Source organism: Paenibacillus sp. FSL H8-0034 (assembly GCF_038000305.1).
Lineage (GTDB): Bacteria > Bacillota > Bacilli > Paenibacillales > NBRC-103111 > Paenibacillus_S.
The window spans coordinates 8,120,318-8,138,683 of the sequence record NZ_JBBOBS010000001.1 but is presented as its reverse complement, the minus strand read 5'-3'; the positions used below and the strand labels follow the sequence as shown (position 1 = coordinate 8,138,683).

Genomic DNA, 18,366 nt, shown 5'->3' with positions numbered 1-18,366 from the left:
ACTTGTCATGAACCATACGAAAGGGGAAAAGTGAATTATGACTGGCGAGCGTAGAGATCCATATAGAAATTTTCGATTTAGAGTAGAGGTTGAAGGTATTCAACAAGCCGGATTTAGCGAAGTATCAGGTTTTGATGCGTCTCTGGCTGTAGTGGAATATCGTGAAGGTAATGAAACGATTACGGCGCGCAAGCTTCCGGGATTGGCCAAATACGGCAATATCAGCTTGAAGTGGGGCACTACCGACTCCATGGATATGTATAATTGGATGCAGGAGTCGATTGAAGGTAAAGTTGCACGCAAAACCGTTACGATTATTGCGATCGATGAAGAAGGCGGCGATGTAGCAACCTGGCAGGTTATCGAGGCATGGCCTTCCAAGTACACAGCTCCGAACTTTAATGGTACAGGCTCTGAAGTAGCAATTGAATTTTTGGAATTGTCGCATGAAGGCATGACACGCACGGCGTAACAATTACATGAGGGAACAAGAGGAGGGATAGGGCGTGTATCGCCGATCCCATCTCTTGTTTTCTTAACTTAATGCTTACGAAGTTAGCGTTCCTAAAGGAACGCTCAGCTTATGCTTACGAAGACAGTTTTGCGAAGCAAAACTCCTAGGAGGGAACCCAAATGGCATTCAAGACAGAATACGAATTCGATCTACCCCGAGGTTATGTGGATGACAGCGGTACCCTGCACAAAAGAGGAATTATGCGGCTTGCGACGGCAGCTGACGAAATTTTGCCGATGCGGGATCAACGCGTACAACAAAACCCTGGTTATCTCACGATTATTTTATTGACACGCGTTATTACGAAGCTTGGCGATCTGAGAGCGATTGATACTCGGGTTGTAGAGAAGATGTTTACTGCAGATTTGGCTTTTTTGCAAAACTTTTACCGTGAAATCAATGAAATGGAAGTGCCCAAGGTTCATACCATTTGTCCGAAATGTGAGCATGAATTTGATGTGGATGTGTCTTTTATCGCCGGGATGGAGGAGGCATAGTCGGTTACCCCATTGACAAGATTTACGAGGAGGCCGGTTTCATCGCGTACTATTTCCACTGGCCTCACGATGAGATCATGTTGATGGAGCATCGAGAGCGCAGGAAGTGGTGTGACGAAATTTCTAGAATCAACCGCAATATGAATGATGATAAACCGGATAATAATCCGTTTGATGTATTCAATAAGAGGTGAAAAACAGATGAGCGAGGCCTCTAGAAGAAATGAGATTAGTGCACCCCTGCGGTTTGAGGTCGAGCTGGATGGATTGTTTGTGGGCGGTTTTACGGAGGTCACAGGGCTCAATTCGGAGATCGAGCTGGTTCCTTATTCAGAGGGCGGCTTGAATGATTATGTCCATTATTTCCGCAAAGGCGTAAAAAATCCGAGGATTGTACTCAAGCGGGGAATTACGAAATCAAGCGATCTGTGGGATTGGTACGCGGATGCTCTAAAAGGTAAAATTGTCCGCCAAAGCGGCTCGATTATTTTGAATCATATTTCAGGCAGCGAAATTTGCAGGTGGAATTTTCTTGAGGCTTATCCTGTGAAATGGAGCGGTCCTGATATGAACTCAACGAGTACAAGTGTTGCTATTGAATCCATTGAACTGGTGCATAACGGCTTAAAAACGGTTTTCAGCAAAAAATAATCGGGTAGGGGGACTGGCATGAAATCCCGAAAATCACATATCCCCCATACGACAGCCGGTAAGCTCGGCAGGTTGAACGTTCCACAGCGTAAGCAGGACGACGGCAGCGGCTCGGCACGTCTTACTCGACTTTTTGCTGACAACATTATAGGTAAATACGGTTTTTGGCGACAGGATTATTTTGGACGTCTGTCATTGGTATTTCGCGAAACGGCAGGGGCAGACGACGAAGAGAGGGACGACGGTTCGGCGAAGTGGCGGCACATGGTCGAACAATTGAAGGCCCAACTGGCGGCACTCCAGCATAGTGGAGCGAAGCAAATCGTAACTCGTACAGAAACAGTCCATCGGCTTGAGCGGTTGATTCATTATTACAGCGGTATGGCGGGGACAAATCGGAACAAGCAGGCTTTGGTCCAGATGAAACCCTCTGGAGCAGCACCGAAGGCCATGCAGAGCAGTGTCAAGCCGGCTGAACAAAGAAAACAAACCGCGGCTAGCACTACCTCAACTGCTGCGACGGACAAAATGCCAACGGCTCGATTGAAGCCTGATACGAGTGAAAAACTTACGCCAAGGGATGCAAAAGCGACAAAAAGCAGCAAAAAACAGCCCCAACAGGCTGAACAGAACGCTCGAACTCGTCGCCAGGCAGAGAAGCAAACGAAGAACAGCAATACTGAATTGGTCAACAGGAAGGGCAAACGTCTGGAGTCTACTCAAGCTGCAGAACAATCGCCAACGTTGCCGCCAAGTCAGGACAAGGTTTCAGGTCAAATTCAGGATAATAAGCAGTTGGCATCACTGGGTCAATTACCCGCACAACAGCAACTACTGCAGGATGAAAAGTCGGTTTTAGCGTATGAGCATAAGCGGGAAGAACGCGTCCCGGAAGAGCATGTTACTCAGGATCAGCAGCAAATTACAGAAGCCGTACAGAATCAGACTGTAAATCAAAAGCCTGATGCGGCAACAAACGAAACAATTGAGCTTCAAAATCAGCAAGCGATGCAGCATACTCCAATCGTTCCTATTAAAGAGTCAGCAGCGAACGGTTCAGAGCTTTCACTTCCAGCCGATCCTTTGGAATTGACCACAAGACAACAGGCTGCTGTAAGATGGGGGACGGATAATAGTAAGCAGCGAAGCATGCAAATTTCGCAGCGTATTGGGCAGCTTGTGCACAATAAGGAATGGAACTCAGGCTCAATACCACTTCGAATGCTTACGCAGAATGAGCAAATAGGCTATTTGCAGCGTCGTTCTTCAAGCACTGCCACATATCCTATGGTTTGGCGAACCCATGTGGGTGAAACGGACGGTACGACTAGCAATATAGCAAAAGACAAGCAACTGCAATGGCAGCAGGCAGCACCTGATCAACAGAGCTCTGCCAGCATGAGTCGACGGATAGTCTATCAAGCACGCAGTGATAAAGAAATCCAAACAGCCGTGATTCAACGGCAGCATAAAAGATTGCTTCCTCCTGGTCGCAGGCATGCTTCACAATCACTCTTGTCTATGATTCCACAGGCAATGCTGCCAGCACGGACCAGGCAAAGTGGGAACATGCAGCGCCAATCTTCACGTGTAAACCAGCAAAGACGCATGGTGGAGGTTTTAGGTACTAGCCAAAGCCAAAGCTTAAGCCGTGATGGTCGTAACAATAGCTTTATTAAAAATGATAATCATGCTGGGAAGAGATGGAGAGGTGAATCCATACGTCATCAGGGAAGTGTGGATTCCCTCAGCCCACTCACCCAAAGGAAGACATCTTCTTTCCAGCTTGCACATACAGCTAACACGTTGTACCCTGTATCCGTAAATCGTAGATTGCGATTTGAACAGTCAGATCCATGGCTTCCAGGTCACTATAGGCAGTATCCGGTCATGCTGGCTGCTTCCCAAGCTGCTGGAAGGAATCTTCCACAGTTAGAAGCAGGGGGCGGTCGTGCAAGCAGACCTCCTGTCGGCACAATTGCAACATACCGAGCACTATCGATTCAACGACGACAAGAGACACCTGAAGAAATACTAGCTCCACAGGAGCATGAACCTGCACATAAACAACAAAGTGATGCTTATCGTAGGGTTAACTTGGCCAATCGAGTCATGCAGCAATCTCCTAATTACGTTAGGCAGGAGCGGACAACTCGGGGTTTGCATAACCGGACAGGTACCCTATATGAAGAATCAGCGTTCGACAGGACAGCAGGACAACGTCAACCGATTTTTCGTAAATTCGATAACGAGAATCGCGGGTCCGATTACCAGGCTTCACCCTTGCCGCCACTATCCTTGATGCTGCTTAAGGGGTGGAAGCCGACTGTTCTAGACAACACTCATGGGCTTGAGCTGAGCGTAAGGACTCGCTTAACAAATAAGCCAATGACTGCTCTAAGCTATACGCAGACAAAAGTGAGACAGCCATATGCAGCCCAGGATAATAGGCTCAGCTTGCAACGAAGTTCAGATATATTGGCAGATAATGCTGCAGCAAAGCGAATGACTGCTCTAAGCTATAAGCAGACAAATGTGAGACAGCCATACGCAGCCCAGGATAACAGGATCAGCCTGCAACGAAGTTCAGGAGCTTTGGCAGATAATGCTGTAACCAAGCGGTTAAATGCCTTAAGATATACGCAAGCAAATGTAAGACAGCCAGACACAGCTCTGGACAATGGAATCAGCATTCGCCGAACTCCAGGAACATTGGCAAATAACACTGCAGCAAAGCCAATGAATACTCTAAGCTATAAGCAGACAAATGTGAGACAACCAAACGCAGTTCAGGATAATAGGCTCAGCCTACAACGGAATTCAGGAACATTGACAAATAACGCTGCATCTTCTCAAAATTTGGCAAGGACTACTGCATTTAGGGCCAGGGCTCAAGCAGCAGATCGAGAAGGTGGACCGGATACGCTGCCGGGCTTCAATGATACAGCCAGACGTAAAATATCAAGCCTCAACGCCAGCAATGTCATATTAGCCCTACAGCTTCCTGTGATAACTGCTTTAAGAGAGCGGCAGTGGATCGGCGTAGACCACCCGCTTATTCAACAGAGACAAAGCAGAAGTACGACCGAGCAGATGAAGGCAGGCAACCGAAGTCAAAGAGGACAAGTATTAAACCATAGGCTCAATTCGGTTTCGGAGATTCAATCCGCTTCGAGTGCTGCAAGATGGGGCGAATTCAATCATAAAGAGGACGCACTGACAGATCGTGCTTCAAATGCTCTAAGTGGTGGGAATGCGAAGAACGGGAGTCCGAATCTATCTGAACGCTTTTCCTATCTTTTGGGGAATCGACACGCTACCATGCGTGAGCTGCCTGTGACAGAACGACATATTGCGTCACAGGTATTAGCCCGCAATCGAACAGCGGCTCAAGTCAGGGCATCCAGTCCGCTCATTCTTGCGGCTACGTTGCAGCATTTCAGGCAACTGGATGACCTGTCTAGAGAGCCTTTACAAACTGCTAAGCTAGCTCAGAGGAACAGTGTAAACCCTTCAATCGACAAGGCTGATAGGGCGGAATTGTTCAATCAGACCGATCAGGTGCGTGGTAAGCGTAACGACGCCGCAATCCGAATTAATGCTCCTAAAAAGTGGATCGAGCCTTGGCAGCCTTCATCCGGATCAGGCCCGGTCCAGTCTGATCCGTTTAAGCCGTTTAAGTTAGAATCGCGAATAGGGTATGCTTTAAGATCAGGGCTAGGTCCACGAGCCAAAGAAGAACCTTTATCACTGCATCGTACAGAGAGATCAGTAAATAGCTTGCTTATGCAGAGGCTTGCAGATCGATCAGATCGATCAGATCGATCAAATACAGGTCATTTTGCTGGTGAAGGGCCTGCAATTATTAAGCAGACAAAAACTGCAGCAGCTGGAGATGCGGCCAGTAGATCCTCTAAACCGAACGCTGGGGTAATGCCGGGCACGATGACGGGGCTTATGGCGATTCCTGGGGGTTCACGATCAGGATCAAGCTTGCAACAAGTATTACATGCAGCATCACAATCAACATTAACATCACAATCAACATTAACATCACAATCAACATTAATTCAAAGATCGCTTTCACGATTTCTAGCTCAATCAATAACAAAACCAACAACGCAATCCATTCCAGCACCTGTTTCATCAGAATCGGGAATGTTACCTGTTCCTGTTATTAAGCCAAAGCTGGTAAACGGCAAAGCGGGAGCATCTATTCAGCGAAATCGGTTTGCAAAAGGAAATTCAACCTTTAACCAAGCCCCATTACGTGAACGGGGGTTGGCAAGCAGAGCAAACAACGAAATCAGAAGCATGAAAGCATTGAGTATGGCAAGAAGCGATTTTCATATAAACAAATCGGATAAGTCTGCTGTACGTTCATATATAGCACGAGATGCTGCACGAACAACATCAAGCTTGGCACTAAGAGCAGCATCAACAAAAGCAAACGCGGTTCCTATACAACACACTAGAGCAATATATACATCTCAGCAATCCTTGCAGCCATCGCTGGACAATTTTGCAGGGAAACGTTCTATGGCACCGCATCAAGACAACAATTCTGTTTCAGGGGTAACATCTGCGATAAGCGGACGTTCGCAAGCTTTGCCTTTAAAGGGAATAACGCATATCCAGACTCGCAGCCTCAGCACTATTCATTCAAGCATGGGTGCAGCGCCGATATTGATCGAGCCAGTGGGTATTCGTAAGAAAGACCATATTGCTATTGCATCGGGCTATCAAGGATCAAGCTTGCAAATGTCTCCCATCAGATCTACCTTACAAGGTCAGGGAGCTCCTGTATTAAAAGGCTCTGTTATACAAGGTTCCGCCTTAAGCAGACCTGTCTTACATGGAACTTCCTTACAAGGCTCAGTCCTAACTAGACCTGATTTAAAAGGCTCTATGGGGTCAATTTTTCAAAGAACAGCTTTGCACAGAGCACCTAATGAACAGTCTGATGATCATGGCTCACAAGTGTTTCAACGCACAAGCAGTTTATCCAGCGCAGTGCAGCGTAGATTGCAGAATAAGAGTCGGATCATTACAGATAGCACGAATCGTAGTGACAATTGGGAACAGGTGTCAACAACTGACACAATGAACCCCAGAGGCACGATTCAATGGCAGCAGGATGTGCGCAGCGACATAAGCATAGCAGACCATGCCAAACAGCGAATGCACAATCCTGCAGCTGCCCGGCCGACGGGTGCAGTAGAGCAGGATCGCGTTAAGCCTGTTTTCGAGGGGGGGAGGGGGCGTCCTGTCTTAGTCAGACAACGAGGTGGTAGCAGTACCCCCTTCGCAGATGGCTCCGGACAACCTTCAGCAGTACGGCTGCTTCGTAAAGCTGTATCGCCTCCTGCACCAGACCCAAATCCAAGGAAGTCAGGGACGGTCGGGATTAGAAATCAACCTGACCAGGGGACAGAAGCTCACAGACCCATGCTGAATATGAACAGCGGACCTCAACTATCTGTGAAGCGCATTTCGCAATTCAGGCCGCAGGCCGTCTTTAGCAAGTCCTCGCAGCCTATAAGCTCAGAGAGCAAGCTAGGGATTGCTTCGGACAATAACCAGAGGGCGACAATTCAATTCCAAGGCAAGCAGCGATCTTTGGCACAAGCACCTACTTCGGTAAGACCACATAAGTGGGAGGAGACGGCCGATCATCAAGGGCAGCCAAGATTAAGCAGTCCTGGAACGGGCGCAGCATCAGGGGATATTTTCACACATTCACAGCAGCAATCGGCAGCGCTTGGCAAACCGAGTGCACTACTGGAGCATAAGCTGCCGACTTCCGAATCGAGCCAGTCTGAGGATCTGAATACCCCTATACTGGAGCTGTTAAGACGACAACGACAGCCTGAATCCGAGGAATCCTCGGAAACCATCCAGTCCATAGAGCCGCTTGAACTTACAAAAGAACAAATTAATGAGCTGATTAAGCAGCTTCCACAGCTGGATGTCAATCATATTGTAGATAAGGTAACACGTGAGCTGGAGAAACGGATGCGGTTTGAACGTCAGCGGCGTGGCAGGTAACCGCTAGGTTATGCTGGCTGTATCCCATCGGGGTTTAGAATAAAGCAGGCTCTGCACGAACCAAGCGAACGGTACCAGGATGCGAGGAAAGGGATGGAAACCATTGTCACTTACGAAAGCAAAGATTCTAGTCGATAAAGGAACACGTAAAGAAGAGATCGATGTCATGTTCAATCCAACTGAATACGACCACAATTTAAGTAATAAGTATTCTTGGCAAGTGGTTCCAGGTCTTTCGATGCCAATCGGTCAGTTCGTATCCGGAGAAACAAGCAACCTGTCGATGGAATTCTTTTTTGATACCTCGGAGGCGGCTACTGACGTTCGTAATTATACCAGTAAAATCTCCGAGCTGCTCAATGTGGACAAGGATTTGCACGCGCCCCCGGTATGCCGGTTTGTGTGGGGCTCGATTGATTTTAAAGGAGTCGTCATCTCAGTCAATCAGAAGTTTACAATGTTCCTCGATACGGGAATTCCGGTGCGTGCCAAGCTGAAAGTGACCTTTCATTCGTGGCAGACGAAAAAAGAACAGCTCAAAGGTATTCCCCGTCAATCCGCAGACCGTACCAAGCAGAAATTATTAAAGCAGGGGGAGCAGCTGTGGTTGATGGCCGCCTCCGAATATGAAGATCCGGGACTATGGCGCGAAATTGCTCGGGCCAATGGCATTGACAACCCTCTGAAGCTGGACCCGGGCCGCAGAATAACTGTTCCAAGGCTGGAGTGATCAACAATGGCAGAGCTTAAGCTGGATAATGGGGAGTTCACAACGGACCAGCTGGAAAAAAAATATCGCGATTTTTTTTCGCCGGCTTTCGAAATTTTGGTAAATGGCAGTAAAATAGCCGATGAGATTGCGATATCGATTCTAAAAGTAGAAAGCAGTCTGGAAGGGACGGCAGATTCGTTTTTTTTTCAGATTACGAATGCTTTTGATTTGGAACAACGTGATTTTTTATGGCTTAGCGATGTATTTGTGCTTGGCAAAGCAGTAGAAATCAAGCTTGGATACGTGGATAAGCTCACGACGGTTTTCCAAGGGTACATCACCTCGGTTACGGCTGATTTTCCAGATGACACGACACCGAATCTGCTCGTTCGCGGTATGGATATGTCGTATCTGATGATGAAAGGCTCCAAATCGAAGTCATGGACCCAAAAAAAATATAGTGATATTGCCAAGGAAATCGCCGGTACGTACGGCATTAAGACACAGGTGGACGATACAACGACCATGTATAGTACCGTGTCGCAGAATCAGATTGATGATTATCATTTCATTCAATATTTGGCCGATCTGGTGCATTATGATTTTTTTGTAGTTGGGAAAACGATGTACTTTCGCAAGCCGCTTACCGAAATGACACCGGTTGTCGAATTGCAGTGGGGCACGATGCTGCGTTCGCTGTCGATTGATATGAATCTTGCCGATCAAATTACGGAAGTGACGGTGCGCGGCTGGGATAATAAAAAGCTGGAGGTAGTGGAAGCGACAGCTACAACTGTAACGAAGCTTGGCTCCAATTCCAAGACGGGCAAAGACATTTTGAAAGCACAGGGTACATATAAAGAGCATGTGTATACCAACATCGATTCCCAGGATGAAGCGAAGACGCATGCCGAGGCCTTGTTAAATAAAAGATCCATGAAGCTGATCAATGGTCACGGGGAATGCATCGGTATTCCGGAAATACGCGCAGGACGCTACATCAAGCTTAGTGGAATCGGCAGCAAGCTGAGCCAGCCCTATTATATTATTTCAACGCTGCATATTGTTGATGATTCCGGCTATGTAACACGATTTCAAGTTGGGGGGAATGCGGTGTGATGAATTACCCGGATTTTTCTTTCCGTGGAATGTCCGAGCCAGTCTTTCCAAAGATTGATGGCGTGATGGTAGCAATTGTGACGGATAATAAAGATCCCGATGGCTTGGCCAGAGTCAAGCTGCAGCTCCCGCTGCGGGAAACGGAAACGGAGACCGACTGGGTTCGTATAGCGACTTTGATGGCAGGTAAGGACAGGGGAAGCCTGTTTATTCCCGAAGTGGGGGATGAGGTATTGGTCGCTTTCCATCTGGGCGAAATTCGCCAGCCATTCGTGATCGGGGTACTGTGGAGTACGAAGCAGCCTTCGCCCAAAGCCAATGATAAGAACGATATTCGTCAATTCAAATCACGTGCAGGTCATGTGCTGACCTTTGATGATAATGACAGTGACGGTAAAGTGACGATCAAGACGAACAAAGGTCAAACCATCGAATTATCGGATAAGGCAGACACGATAGATATTAAGGAGCAAAGCGGCAATAATGCGATTCAGATCAAAGGCGGCTCGGCTAACGAGATCACGATTAAAAGCAGCACCTCGACCATTACATTGAATGCGAAGGGTGATGTGAAAATCGAGAGTACCAAGGCGATTAATATCAAATCAACGCAGGTCAGCATAGAAGCATCCGCTACGATGGCTTTGAAAGCAGGCGCTTCGCTGGATATCAAATCCGATGGAATCATTAATATTAAAGGCAGTCTGGTCAAAATCAACTAGCAGTGATGATGGAAAAAGGGGTGAGAGCGATGAGCGAACAATTTCTGGGACGCGGCTGGAAATTTCCCATTCAGGTGGACAAGGCAACTGGTCGTATCATGATGTCGGAATATGAACAGGATATCGCTGAAGCGATCCGGATTATCCTCGGAACCTCTTTGGGAGAACGCACGATGCGACCTGATTTTGGCTGTGATGTGATTAACTTTGCATTTGGGAATACGGACGCTACGACCTTACGACTGCTCGAAAGCAGTATTCGGGAAGGCATCCAGAACTGGGAGCCCCGTGTGCATGAGATCGAGGTTCAGGCTATTGTGGATAATGGAGACATAGGTAGAGTCAATATAGGTATTCGATATACAGTGCGTACGACTAATAATTTGTTTAATCTGGTGTATCCTTTCTATATCCATGAAGGCTCGAAGTAAACAAGCGGGAAAAGGTGGAAGCATCGATCATGACAAAGCGGACAGAGAGGGGGTGGATGCATGCAGCCTCCCAAAATTGATCAGCGTGATAAGCAGGACCTGATAGCCCAGATGAAGGAAATGGTTCCGTATTACACACCGGAATGGCGATTTTCGCCTGAGGACCCGGACCCGGGTAGTGCACTATTTCTTATATTTGCCGATATGTTTCAGGAAAATATTAAACGAATGAACCGGGTGCCGTTTAAAAACCTCGTTGCCTTCATGAACCTGTTTGATGTGTCTTTGCTTCCGGCACGGCCAGCCAGCACGTTTCTGACGTTTCGCTTGAATTTGGGAGTTCAGCAGCCCGTGCTGATTCCAGCAGGTACGCAGGTAGCAGCCTCTGGTGCAGAAGGTGACATTTTATTTGAGACGGAACGGCTGCTGCTGCTCACCCCTGCAGTACTCATCGCCGCTTTTCTGACCAGCAAGAAGCACGATAGCATCCTGCAAATACCAGAGCCATGGGTGGCTGCAGCGCAAGCCGGATTAGCGGCACCAAGTCCGTTGTTCCAGCTGCCGGATGCAAACAATCTTCAGGAGCATGTGCTTTATTTGGAGCATGGCGATATGTTTCTACTTCATGAAACTGCCCGAATCGAGCTGGAGGTCGTTCACTCAACGAAACCCCATGAGGAACTGAGCCTAAGCCAGCGGCTGGCGGACCCTTCGTTAGCTGAATGGTTGTATCCTACAGATAACGGCTGGGTATCCTTTGACCGCGTTGAATCAGAAGGAAATCGGGTTATTTTACATAAAATGCAGCTTGGTGAAGTGACCCAGCAGGAACTGTCCGGCCGAAGTGGACGTTATATTCAATGCCGGATGAAACGGGGAAGCAGTCAGACACCCTCGCTTGCCGATCAGCAGCTGGAGCTGGATCGTATTCACGTGAAAACGGAGTATGTGGACAGTCTGGCCCGGGGCGGGATTGCGCCGGATATGATGTTCTATAATGATATTCAGGCGAATGCCGATGATGGTTTTTACCCGTTTGGGGATCAGTTCATTCCGTACGGTACCTTCTACGTATCCAGCGATGAAGTGCTCAGCAAGCGTGATGGCATGATTACGATGACGTTTGCCCTTAAAGTTATCCCTAACCGGTTTCAAACGGAGCAGGAGCAGGTTGTGGACTGGAAGCTTGTCATGAAAAAATCCAGCTTTGAAAGACCGAACCCGCCAATCGTTGCGATTGCTCAGGTGATCTGGGAATATTGGAATGGGAGTGCCTGGGTCAGACTGGACGCTGGCCGAGAGGCTGAAAGCTTATTTTATCGACCTGGTGAAGAGCTGCAGCGCAAGCAGGTATCGTTCCGGTGTCCACAGGACCTGGAAGAAACCTTTGTTAATTCCCATCTGAACCATTGGATTCGGGCGCGAATTTTGCAAATTGAAAATCTGTACTCGGCCCTTCCTATATACCTTTCTCCGTGGTTGGAGGGGGTTAAGCTAACTTACGCATACCCGGAGCGATTGTATCCGCTTCGCCGCTGTCTTGCGCTTAACCACACGGTTATGATAGATCAAACCTTGCAAAGCCAGGGACATTCGGGGCCGTTCCAGCCTTTTTTTCATATGGAGGTCAACCACCCGGCCCTTCATCTTGCGTTCGATGTACCTCCGGTTAAAGGACCCATCTCGATATTAGTATCCGTCCAGCCGCAAAAGCTGACAGAAAAAGATATTCCACTGCTCGAATGGGAGTATTGGCGGGCTGGTTATTCGGGGGAAGGCCCAGGATGGTCAGTGCTCAAGGTGATTGATGATACGAACGGATTAACAAGAACGGGTTCTTTGCAATTTGCAGGTCCCGCCGATTTTCAACGAACCTCCTTGTTTGGTAAGGATGGCTATTGGCTTCGTGCGGTAAACAGGGACGACAAATATGATGATTTCTCGGGTAATGTGGCGATACCAGTTGTAAATGGGATGTATGTGAATACGGTAGCAGCCGTTCAGCAGGAAACCGTACATAACGAATACCCCGATCCAAGAGCAGGTGAATTTGCATCCGAGTTTCAACTGAGCAGAACTCCTGTTGTCGCGGAAACGGTCTGGGTCGATGAGACAGGTTCGATGGCCGAGGAAGAGGTGCGGCTGCATTTGGAGCAGGGCACATTGGAGCTTGATGTGATCCGCGATACGGACGGGTACATTTACCGGTTATGGGTAAAATGGCTTCCAGTAGCCCATCTGAGTGACTCTGGTGGAGAGGACCGCCACTACGCTATTGATCGGGCCTTTGGCCGAATCCGGTTTGGTGATGGGATTCACGGTAAATTACCCCCCAAGGGTGGTCTGGAACAAATAAAGGTTACTTACAAGGTGACTCGCGGCAAAGAAGGCAATGTTGGGGCGGGACAGATTGCCAGCTTGCAAAACTCGATTGCCTTTGTAGGCGGAGCCATGAATCCGGAGGCAGCGGCTGGCGGCTGCGATGCGGAGAAGCAGGAATCAGCCATGCGTCGTGGACCACAGCAGCTCAAGCATCGGGGGCGTGCGGTAACAGCCAAGGATTTCGAATGGCTGGCACGGGAGGCTTATCCGAACATTGCGCGGGTTACCTGTCTGGCGAATTATAATGCGCGGGTGGAGAAGGAAATCGGCTGTATTACTTTGGTCATCCTGCCTCAAGAGGGTGTTGGGGGCCTTGCAGCCTTTCCTGAGCTCAAGCGCCAGGTTGAACGTTATGTGCTGCAGCGCGCTTCGAGTATGGTAGCTTTGCCTGAACGCATTCAGGTTATCCAGCCGGCCTTCATCGAGGTATCCGTAACCGCATATGTAGCTGTTGAGGGTATGGATGCCGTTGTACCGACAGAACTTGCGGCGATAGCCAAGCTACAGCAGTTTCTGGACCCGCTCGCGGGCAACTATGATGGAAAAGGCTGGGAAATCGGTCAGGATATCCATCTTTCGATGTTTTATGCACTTTTAAAATCGATTCATTCGATCAACCATGTCGAAAAGCTGTATATGTCGGTATACAAAATCGAAGATCATATTCGTACCGAACTGGACGTTAACAGTCTGCCCTCTCTTTTGCATGGAATCATTATCAGCGGTATGCACAAGGTAGTTGTAACCGCGCTTTAAAACGGTTTGTTGTTCAAGTCACAAGGGACTTATCGATAATACTGGATACGAAAGGAGGTATAACGATTGCTGCCCATACCGAATTTGGACGATCGTTATTTCGATCAAATTGTACAGGACGCCAGAAAGGCGATTCCCAAGCTATTTCCCCAATGGACAGATGAAAATGCACATGATCCGGGGATTACCCTGATCGAGCTGATGTCCTGGATGACGGAGGTCCAACAGTATTATTTGAACCGGATTACAGAGAAGAATGAGCGTAAATTTCTCAAGCTGCTCGGTATTCATCTCAAGGAATCGATTTCTGCAAGAGCACAGCTGGCCTTTACGGGGATGCAGGAGCGTCAGGTACTGCCCAAGGGTACGAGGCTTGCCGCGATGGATCAACTGTTCGAAACGGTCGAAACCCTGCAGGCGGTCCCTTCGACGCTGGATAAAATTATAGTGCGTACGGCTGTGGCGGCAAGCGATTATACCTCTTCCAATGATCATGCAAGCATTTCTTATTATGCCTTCGGACCGGATGCCAAAAGCGGAAGCAAGCTGTACCTTGGTTTTGACCGTGAGCTCCCGACAGGGATTCCGATTTCGATATCGTTCAAGCTGTTTGATGGTTATCCTGTCTCTGTGGGGGTAGCGGCCAATGGGATGTCCGAGATGATTTCCTCGGTAGGCGTTTCGTGGAAATATGTAGGCTCTGAGGATGGCGAAGGATGGCTGCCGGTTGAACTGCTTCGCGACACTACGATGCATTTGTCACAGACAGGACAGATTGTGCTATATCTGGATAAGCCGATGAGACCGATGCTTGTGCATCCTGCTAATGACAAGCGGCGGTATTGGCTGTGCTGCACGCTGGAAAGTGATGGCTTTGAGCTGGCGCCGAAGATCGAGCAGATTCATATTAATACCGTGGAAGCTGTACAGCGCACTACGTGGAGCGAAGCGGTAGTATTCGATAGCTCAGGTGAGGCCGGAATCACATGCAGCCGTGTGGCCCATCTTCCCTATTACGGATTGAACCTCGTACAGGTTCGTGAAGCCGGAGGCGATTGGCGCGATTGGCAGGCTGTTACGGATATCCGTAACAGTGGGCCCGATGACTGCAGCTATGAGCTCTCCCGTGATCCGCTGCTGAAAACGACCGAAATCCGTTTTGGCGATGGCCAGCACGGAGCCATTCCGCCCATGGGCAAACAAACGATTCGGCTCATCTCCTATGTACCCGATTTTGAGCTGGACCGTTGGATCGGTGGCAGCAACGGGCTTCCTCAGCAGGAATTTGAGGTTAAACGGGCGCAGCGGTGTTTGAAGGATTCCCTGCTGCTTCAGGTCGGACGGAGAGAGCCAGGGATATCCGGCTTTATCTGGGAGGATTGGACACGTGTTGAGGACTTTGACCAATCCGGTTCAGAGGACCGGCATTATGTGTGGGATGAAGCCAATTATGTATTCCGCTTTGGTAACAATGAGGAAGGCTGGATTCCTCACGATTCGGAGCAGGACAACCTACGGCTCATATCACTGCAAACCGGTGGTGGTGAAAGGGGTAACGTCAAGGATGGACTGATCTCCGAATTTGTCACGGATGATCCTGAGCTTCAGGGAATCAGAGTAACCAATCCCACTCCCGCCTCGGGTGGCACTGAAGCCGAATCCGTAGAGGAAGCCAAGCATCGCGTGCGCAGAGACCTGCATACGCCGTACCGTGCGGTGACAGCCGAGGATTATGAGGCTATTGCCCGGGCAACACCTGGGCTTCGTGTCGCAAGAGTGAAAGCCATACCCCTCTATAAGCCGGGCATGGTGGAGCAGGAGCAATCCAAGTCGGCAGCACAAATGACAGTCGTTGTCGTTCCTTACAGCGAGAACTCACAGCCAAAGGCAGGCGTTGGTTTTCTGCGAACAGTAAGCAAACATCTGGAATTGCATCGATTGCTGACAACTGAGCTGCATGTGATACCAGCCGAATATATTAAGATTACGGTGCATGCGGTAGTGGTCGTAGAACCGCAATTGAAGGAGGAGCCGAGGCGGATTCTTCATGAGCTGTACGGGCTGCTGCAGCCCTTGGACCGATCGGATGGATCAACAGGCTGGACGTTTGGAAGGGCCGTATATAAAGGTGATATTTATGGAGCGATCAGCCGTCTGAAGGGTGTAGTTTATGTACAGGACGTGTGGATCGACTTTGAGGGGACAGGGGCACGTAAAAATGCGAGCGGCGACATCCTCATTCCTCCGTACGGGTTGGTAACCTCTGGTGAGCATCAGGTAGAGCTGATCAGTAAAGCTGACGTATAACCTTGAGTCTAACTGATGAAATGTCAATGCTTATCGTTTTATGGATTCAGCAGGCTGTTGACGAAGGAGGTGAAAGCCGTGCAGGACCCGTACCAATTTTTCTCATTGAATAAACAATCGGATTGGGATAAAGGCCGTTATTACAATCTCCATATGGTAAGCGGGGGGCTTGGGCTGCACCAGACCGAGAAATATGGCATCCACAAGGTGATCCAGCCTGAGGAAATGGATGGTCCGCAGAATCCACTTGATTTTGCTGTGGGCCAGAATGGCAAGCTGTTCGTCATGGATGAGCGAGCAGTGGTATGGTCGTACGACGCGGAGAATCAATATACGGAGCAGCTATTTCGCCAAGGGCATGATTTATTTAAGGCCAGTGCTATGTTGGCTGCAAGCAGAGACACGCTTTATGTCGCGGACCCGAACAGCGAGCGACGTATTGCCGCTTATTCGGTTTCGAACAGCCAGCAGGTCTGGGCTGCCCAGGAATGGCAGGGTAAACCATTGTATCCGCTGGCTATTGTGTCCGACTCACAAAAAAGGCTGTATACCGTGATCCCGCTGGATATGATTATTGGGATGAATGGAAATGAAGAAGTGCCGGAGGGAGGGCGACTGGGTATTGTGCAGTGGAGCTCGGGGGGAGACGTTATTCGTGTCTATCAGCACGATTCACTCCGACTTGAACAGGCGACGGCTGCCGCCGATTTACTCAAAAGATACTATACCGCCGTGAATGCTGTAGGAGCTGTGTATTTGTTCGATACGGAGCGAAAGCTGGTCGTATCCTTTGACGAGGAGGGGACGCTGTCTGCACAATTCTCGATTGCTCCTAAGGGCACATTTGCCGGTCTTTCCATTGATACGAATAATAATATATATATTGGCGACAGCCGCTATGTCAGTCCGGATGAAGAGGACGAGCGTTTTATTCTGAAGTATGGACAGCAGGGTGAATTTCAAGCCAAGGTGTCAGGATTTCGTGGTCGAACGGACAAGCTTCTGCTCGGTCCACGGGACTGGATGTATGTGCTGGATGGGATCACGGGTGAAATCACTCTACTGGAGCTGCAGCCGAGAACGATGGAGCTTGAGGAAACCTCTTTAACCGAAGGGATTTATTTCTCCCATGCACTTGATACACGTTCCACGGAAACGGAATGGCACCGTGTACAGCTGGAAGCCTTGATTCCCGATGAAACACAGGTGCGGCTATACTATTACACATCGGATCGCAATGAAGAATGGTTGGATGGTAATTTTACCGACCTCAGTACGTACTTGAAGGACCCCGTCATTCCGCTCAGAGATAAGCTGAAGGCAACAAAGGATCTGTGGTCGGAGCCGATTACAAATCCGCGTGATGCGTTGCTTATGAATGCCACGGGGCGCTATTTGTGGCTGAAGCTAGAAGTCGTTGGCAGTGAGCGGCGTACGCCGGTTTTAACCAGACTTCGCGTCTATTTTCCACGTAAGTCGCTGATTTCCTATTTGCCTTCGATTTATCAGGAGCAGCAGGATGAGAGCCGGTTTTTGGAACGGTTTCTCGCCTTGTTTGGATCGTACTTTCAGGATATGGAGGAGAAGATTGATCACATCTCCAAATATTTCGATCCGAACGCGGTTCATGGGCAGTATTTAACCTGGCTGGGTACATGGCTGGCCGTTCATGAGGATGAATCGTGGGGCGAGGAGAAGCTGCGCCTGCTGATCAAGCAAGCACCAGAGCTCTACAAGCTGCGAGGTACCAGACAGGGCCTGCTGCGTATGCTGCACATTTACACGGGGGCAGAGCCGTACATCATTGAATATTTTCAAATGCAGCAAATGCAGGAGAAATCGGAGCTGCGTGAGCTGCTGTCCCGTCTATATGGCGATAATCCGTACTGCTTTTGTGTGATGCTGCCGCAGGAATGCGTGCAAACCGATAAACAGCGGCTCATTATCGAATCGATCATCAATGATCAAAAGCCTGCTTTTACCGAAGGCAAGCTCACCCTGCTGCAGCCATGGATGTACATGGATATGCATTCCTATATGGGGATTAACACCTTTTTATCGGAACCGACGCTGCTGACGCTGGATCAAAAATCATCGATGCCTTACAATACGGTTCTGATTGATCTTGAACGTGACAAGCGAATGGACATTCATACCCGTCTCGGATTGGATTCCGAATTAGAATAATTAAACCATCTGTGAATATGAATCAAAATAGGGGAAGGCG

General features: G+C 48.8%; 12 protein-coding genes. All 12 read left to right on the top strand.

All coding sequences use genetic code 11. The features are described 5' to 3' along the window. Window positions 1–37: 37 nt before the first annotated feature. Window positions 38–472, top strand: a complete 435-nt coding sequence (locus tag NST47_RS36275; protein ID WP_076230405.1) for a phage tail protein — start codon at window positions 38–40, stop codon at window positions 470–472. 161 nt (window positions 473–633) lie between these two features. Then, window positions 634–1,011 (top strand): phage tail assembly protein, encoded by a 378-nt coding sequence (locus tag NST47_RS36270; RefSeq protein WP_240418012.1) that lies wholly within the window; start codon window positions 634–636, stop codon window positions 1,009–1,011. Next, complete coding sequence (locus NST47_RS36265; protein ID WP_076230403.1) at window positions 1,008–1,205, top strand: DUF6760 family protein; 198 nt, start codon at window positions 1,008–1,010, stop codon at window positions 1,203–1,205. The genes NST47_RS36270 and NST47_RS36265 overlap by 4 nt, the downstream gene beginning before the upstream one ends. Window positions 1,206–1,212: 7 nt before the next feature. Beyond that, window positions 1,213–1,662, top strand: a complete 450-nt coding sequence (locus tag NST47_RS36260) for a phage tail protein (RefSeq protein WP_341159435.1) — start codon at window positions 1,213–1,215, stop codon at window positions 1,660–1,662. Between the two features lie 18 nt (window positions 1,663–1,680). After that, entirely contained in the window at window positions 1,681–7,710 is a 6,030-nt protein-coding gene (locus tag NST47_RS36255) for a hypothetical protein (protein WP_341159434.1), read from the top strand. A 103-nt stretch (window positions 7,711–7,813) separates the two neighbouring features. Beyond that, on the top strand, window positions 7,814–8,440 hold the full coding sequence (locus NST47_RS36250; protein WP_341159433.1) for a CIS tube protein: 627 nt from the start codon (window positions 7,814–7,816) through the stop codon (window positions 8,438–8,440). Between the two features lie 6 nt (window positions 8,441–8,446). Further along, window positions 8,447–9,541, top strand: a complete 1,095-nt coding sequence (locus tag NST47_RS36245) for a phage late control D family protein (RefSeq protein ID WP_341159432.1) — start codon at window positions 8,447–8,449, stop codon at window positions 9,539–9,541. Further along, window positions 9,541–10,263 carry a phage baseplate assembly protein V gene (locus tag NST47_RS36240; protein WP_341159827.1) on the top strand — a complete coding sequence of 241 codons (723 nt, stop codon included), beginning with the start codon at window positions 9,541–9,543 and terminating at the stop codon, window positions 10,261–10,263. The genes NST47_RS36245 and NST47_RS36240 overlap by 1 nt, the downstream gene beginning before the upstream one ends. Window positions 10,264–10,292: 29 nt before the next feature. Further along, window positions 10,293–10,694 carry a GPW/gp25 family protein gene (locus tag NST47_RS36235; RefSeq protein ID WP_076230398.1) on the top strand — a complete coding sequence of 134 codons (402 nt, stop codon included), beginning with the start codon at window positions 10,293–10,295 and terminating at the stop codon, window positions 10,692–10,694. 60 nt (window positions 10,695–10,754) lie between these two features. After that, the gene (locus NST47_RS36230; RefSeq protein ID WP_341159431.1) at window positions 10,755–13,832 is read left to right on the top strand and encodes a putative baseplate assembly protein; all 3,078 of its coding nucleotides are present in this window, start codon (window positions 10,755–10,757) and stop codon (window positions 13,830–13,832) included. A gap of 66 nt (window positions 13,833–13,898) precedes the next feature. Beyond that, window positions 13,899–16,139 carry a putative baseplate assembly protein gene (locus NST47_RS36225; RefSeq protein ID WP_341159430.1) on the top strand — a complete coding sequence of 747 codons (2,241 nt, stop codon included), beginning with the start codon at window positions 13,899–13,901 and terminating at the stop codon, window positions 16,137–16,139. A gap of 78 nt (window positions 16,140–16,217) precedes the next feature. Continuing rightward, on the top strand, window positions 16,218–18,326 hold the full coding sequence (locus NST47_RS36220; RefSeq protein ID WP_341159429.1) for a phage tail protein: 2,109 nt from the start codon (window positions 16,218–16,220) through the stop codon (window positions 18,324–18,326). The last annotated feature ends 40 nt before the right edge of the window (window positions 18,327–18,366 follow it).

Bases quoted from the DNA above. Each gene is read 5' to 3' on its own strand.
- NST47_RS36275 (WP_076230405.1), top strand. From the start codon at position 38: ATGACTGGCGAGCGTAGAGATCCATATAGAAATTTTCGATTTAGAGTA.
- NST47_RS36270 (WP_240418012.1), top strand. From the start codon at position 634: ATGGCATTCAAGACAGAATACGAATTCGATCTACCCCGAGGTTATGTG.
- NST47_RS36260 (WP_341159435.1), top strand. From the start codon at position 1,213: ATGAGCGAGGCCTCTAGAAGAAATGAGATTAGTGCACCCCTGCGGTTT.
- NST47_RS36255 (WP_341159434.1), top strand. From the start codon at position 1,681: ATGAAATCCCGAAAATCACATATCCCCCATACGACAGCCGGTAAGCTC.
- NST47_RS36245 (WP_341159432.1), top strand. From the start codon at position 8,447: ATGGCAGAGCTTAAGCTGGATAATGGGGAGTTCACAACGGACCAGCTG.
- NST47_RS36240 (WP_341159827.1), top strand. From the start codon at position 9,541: ATGAATTACCCGGATTTTTCTTTCCGTGGAATGTCCGAGCCAGTCTTT.
- NST47_RS36235 (WP_076230398.1), top strand. From the start codon at position 10,293: ATGAGCGAACAATTTCTGGGACGCGGCTGGAAATTTCCCATTCAGGTG.
- NST47_RS36230 (WP_341159431.1), top strand. From the start codon at position 10,755: ATGCAGCCTCCCAAAATTGATCAGCGTGATAAGCAGGACCTGATAGCC.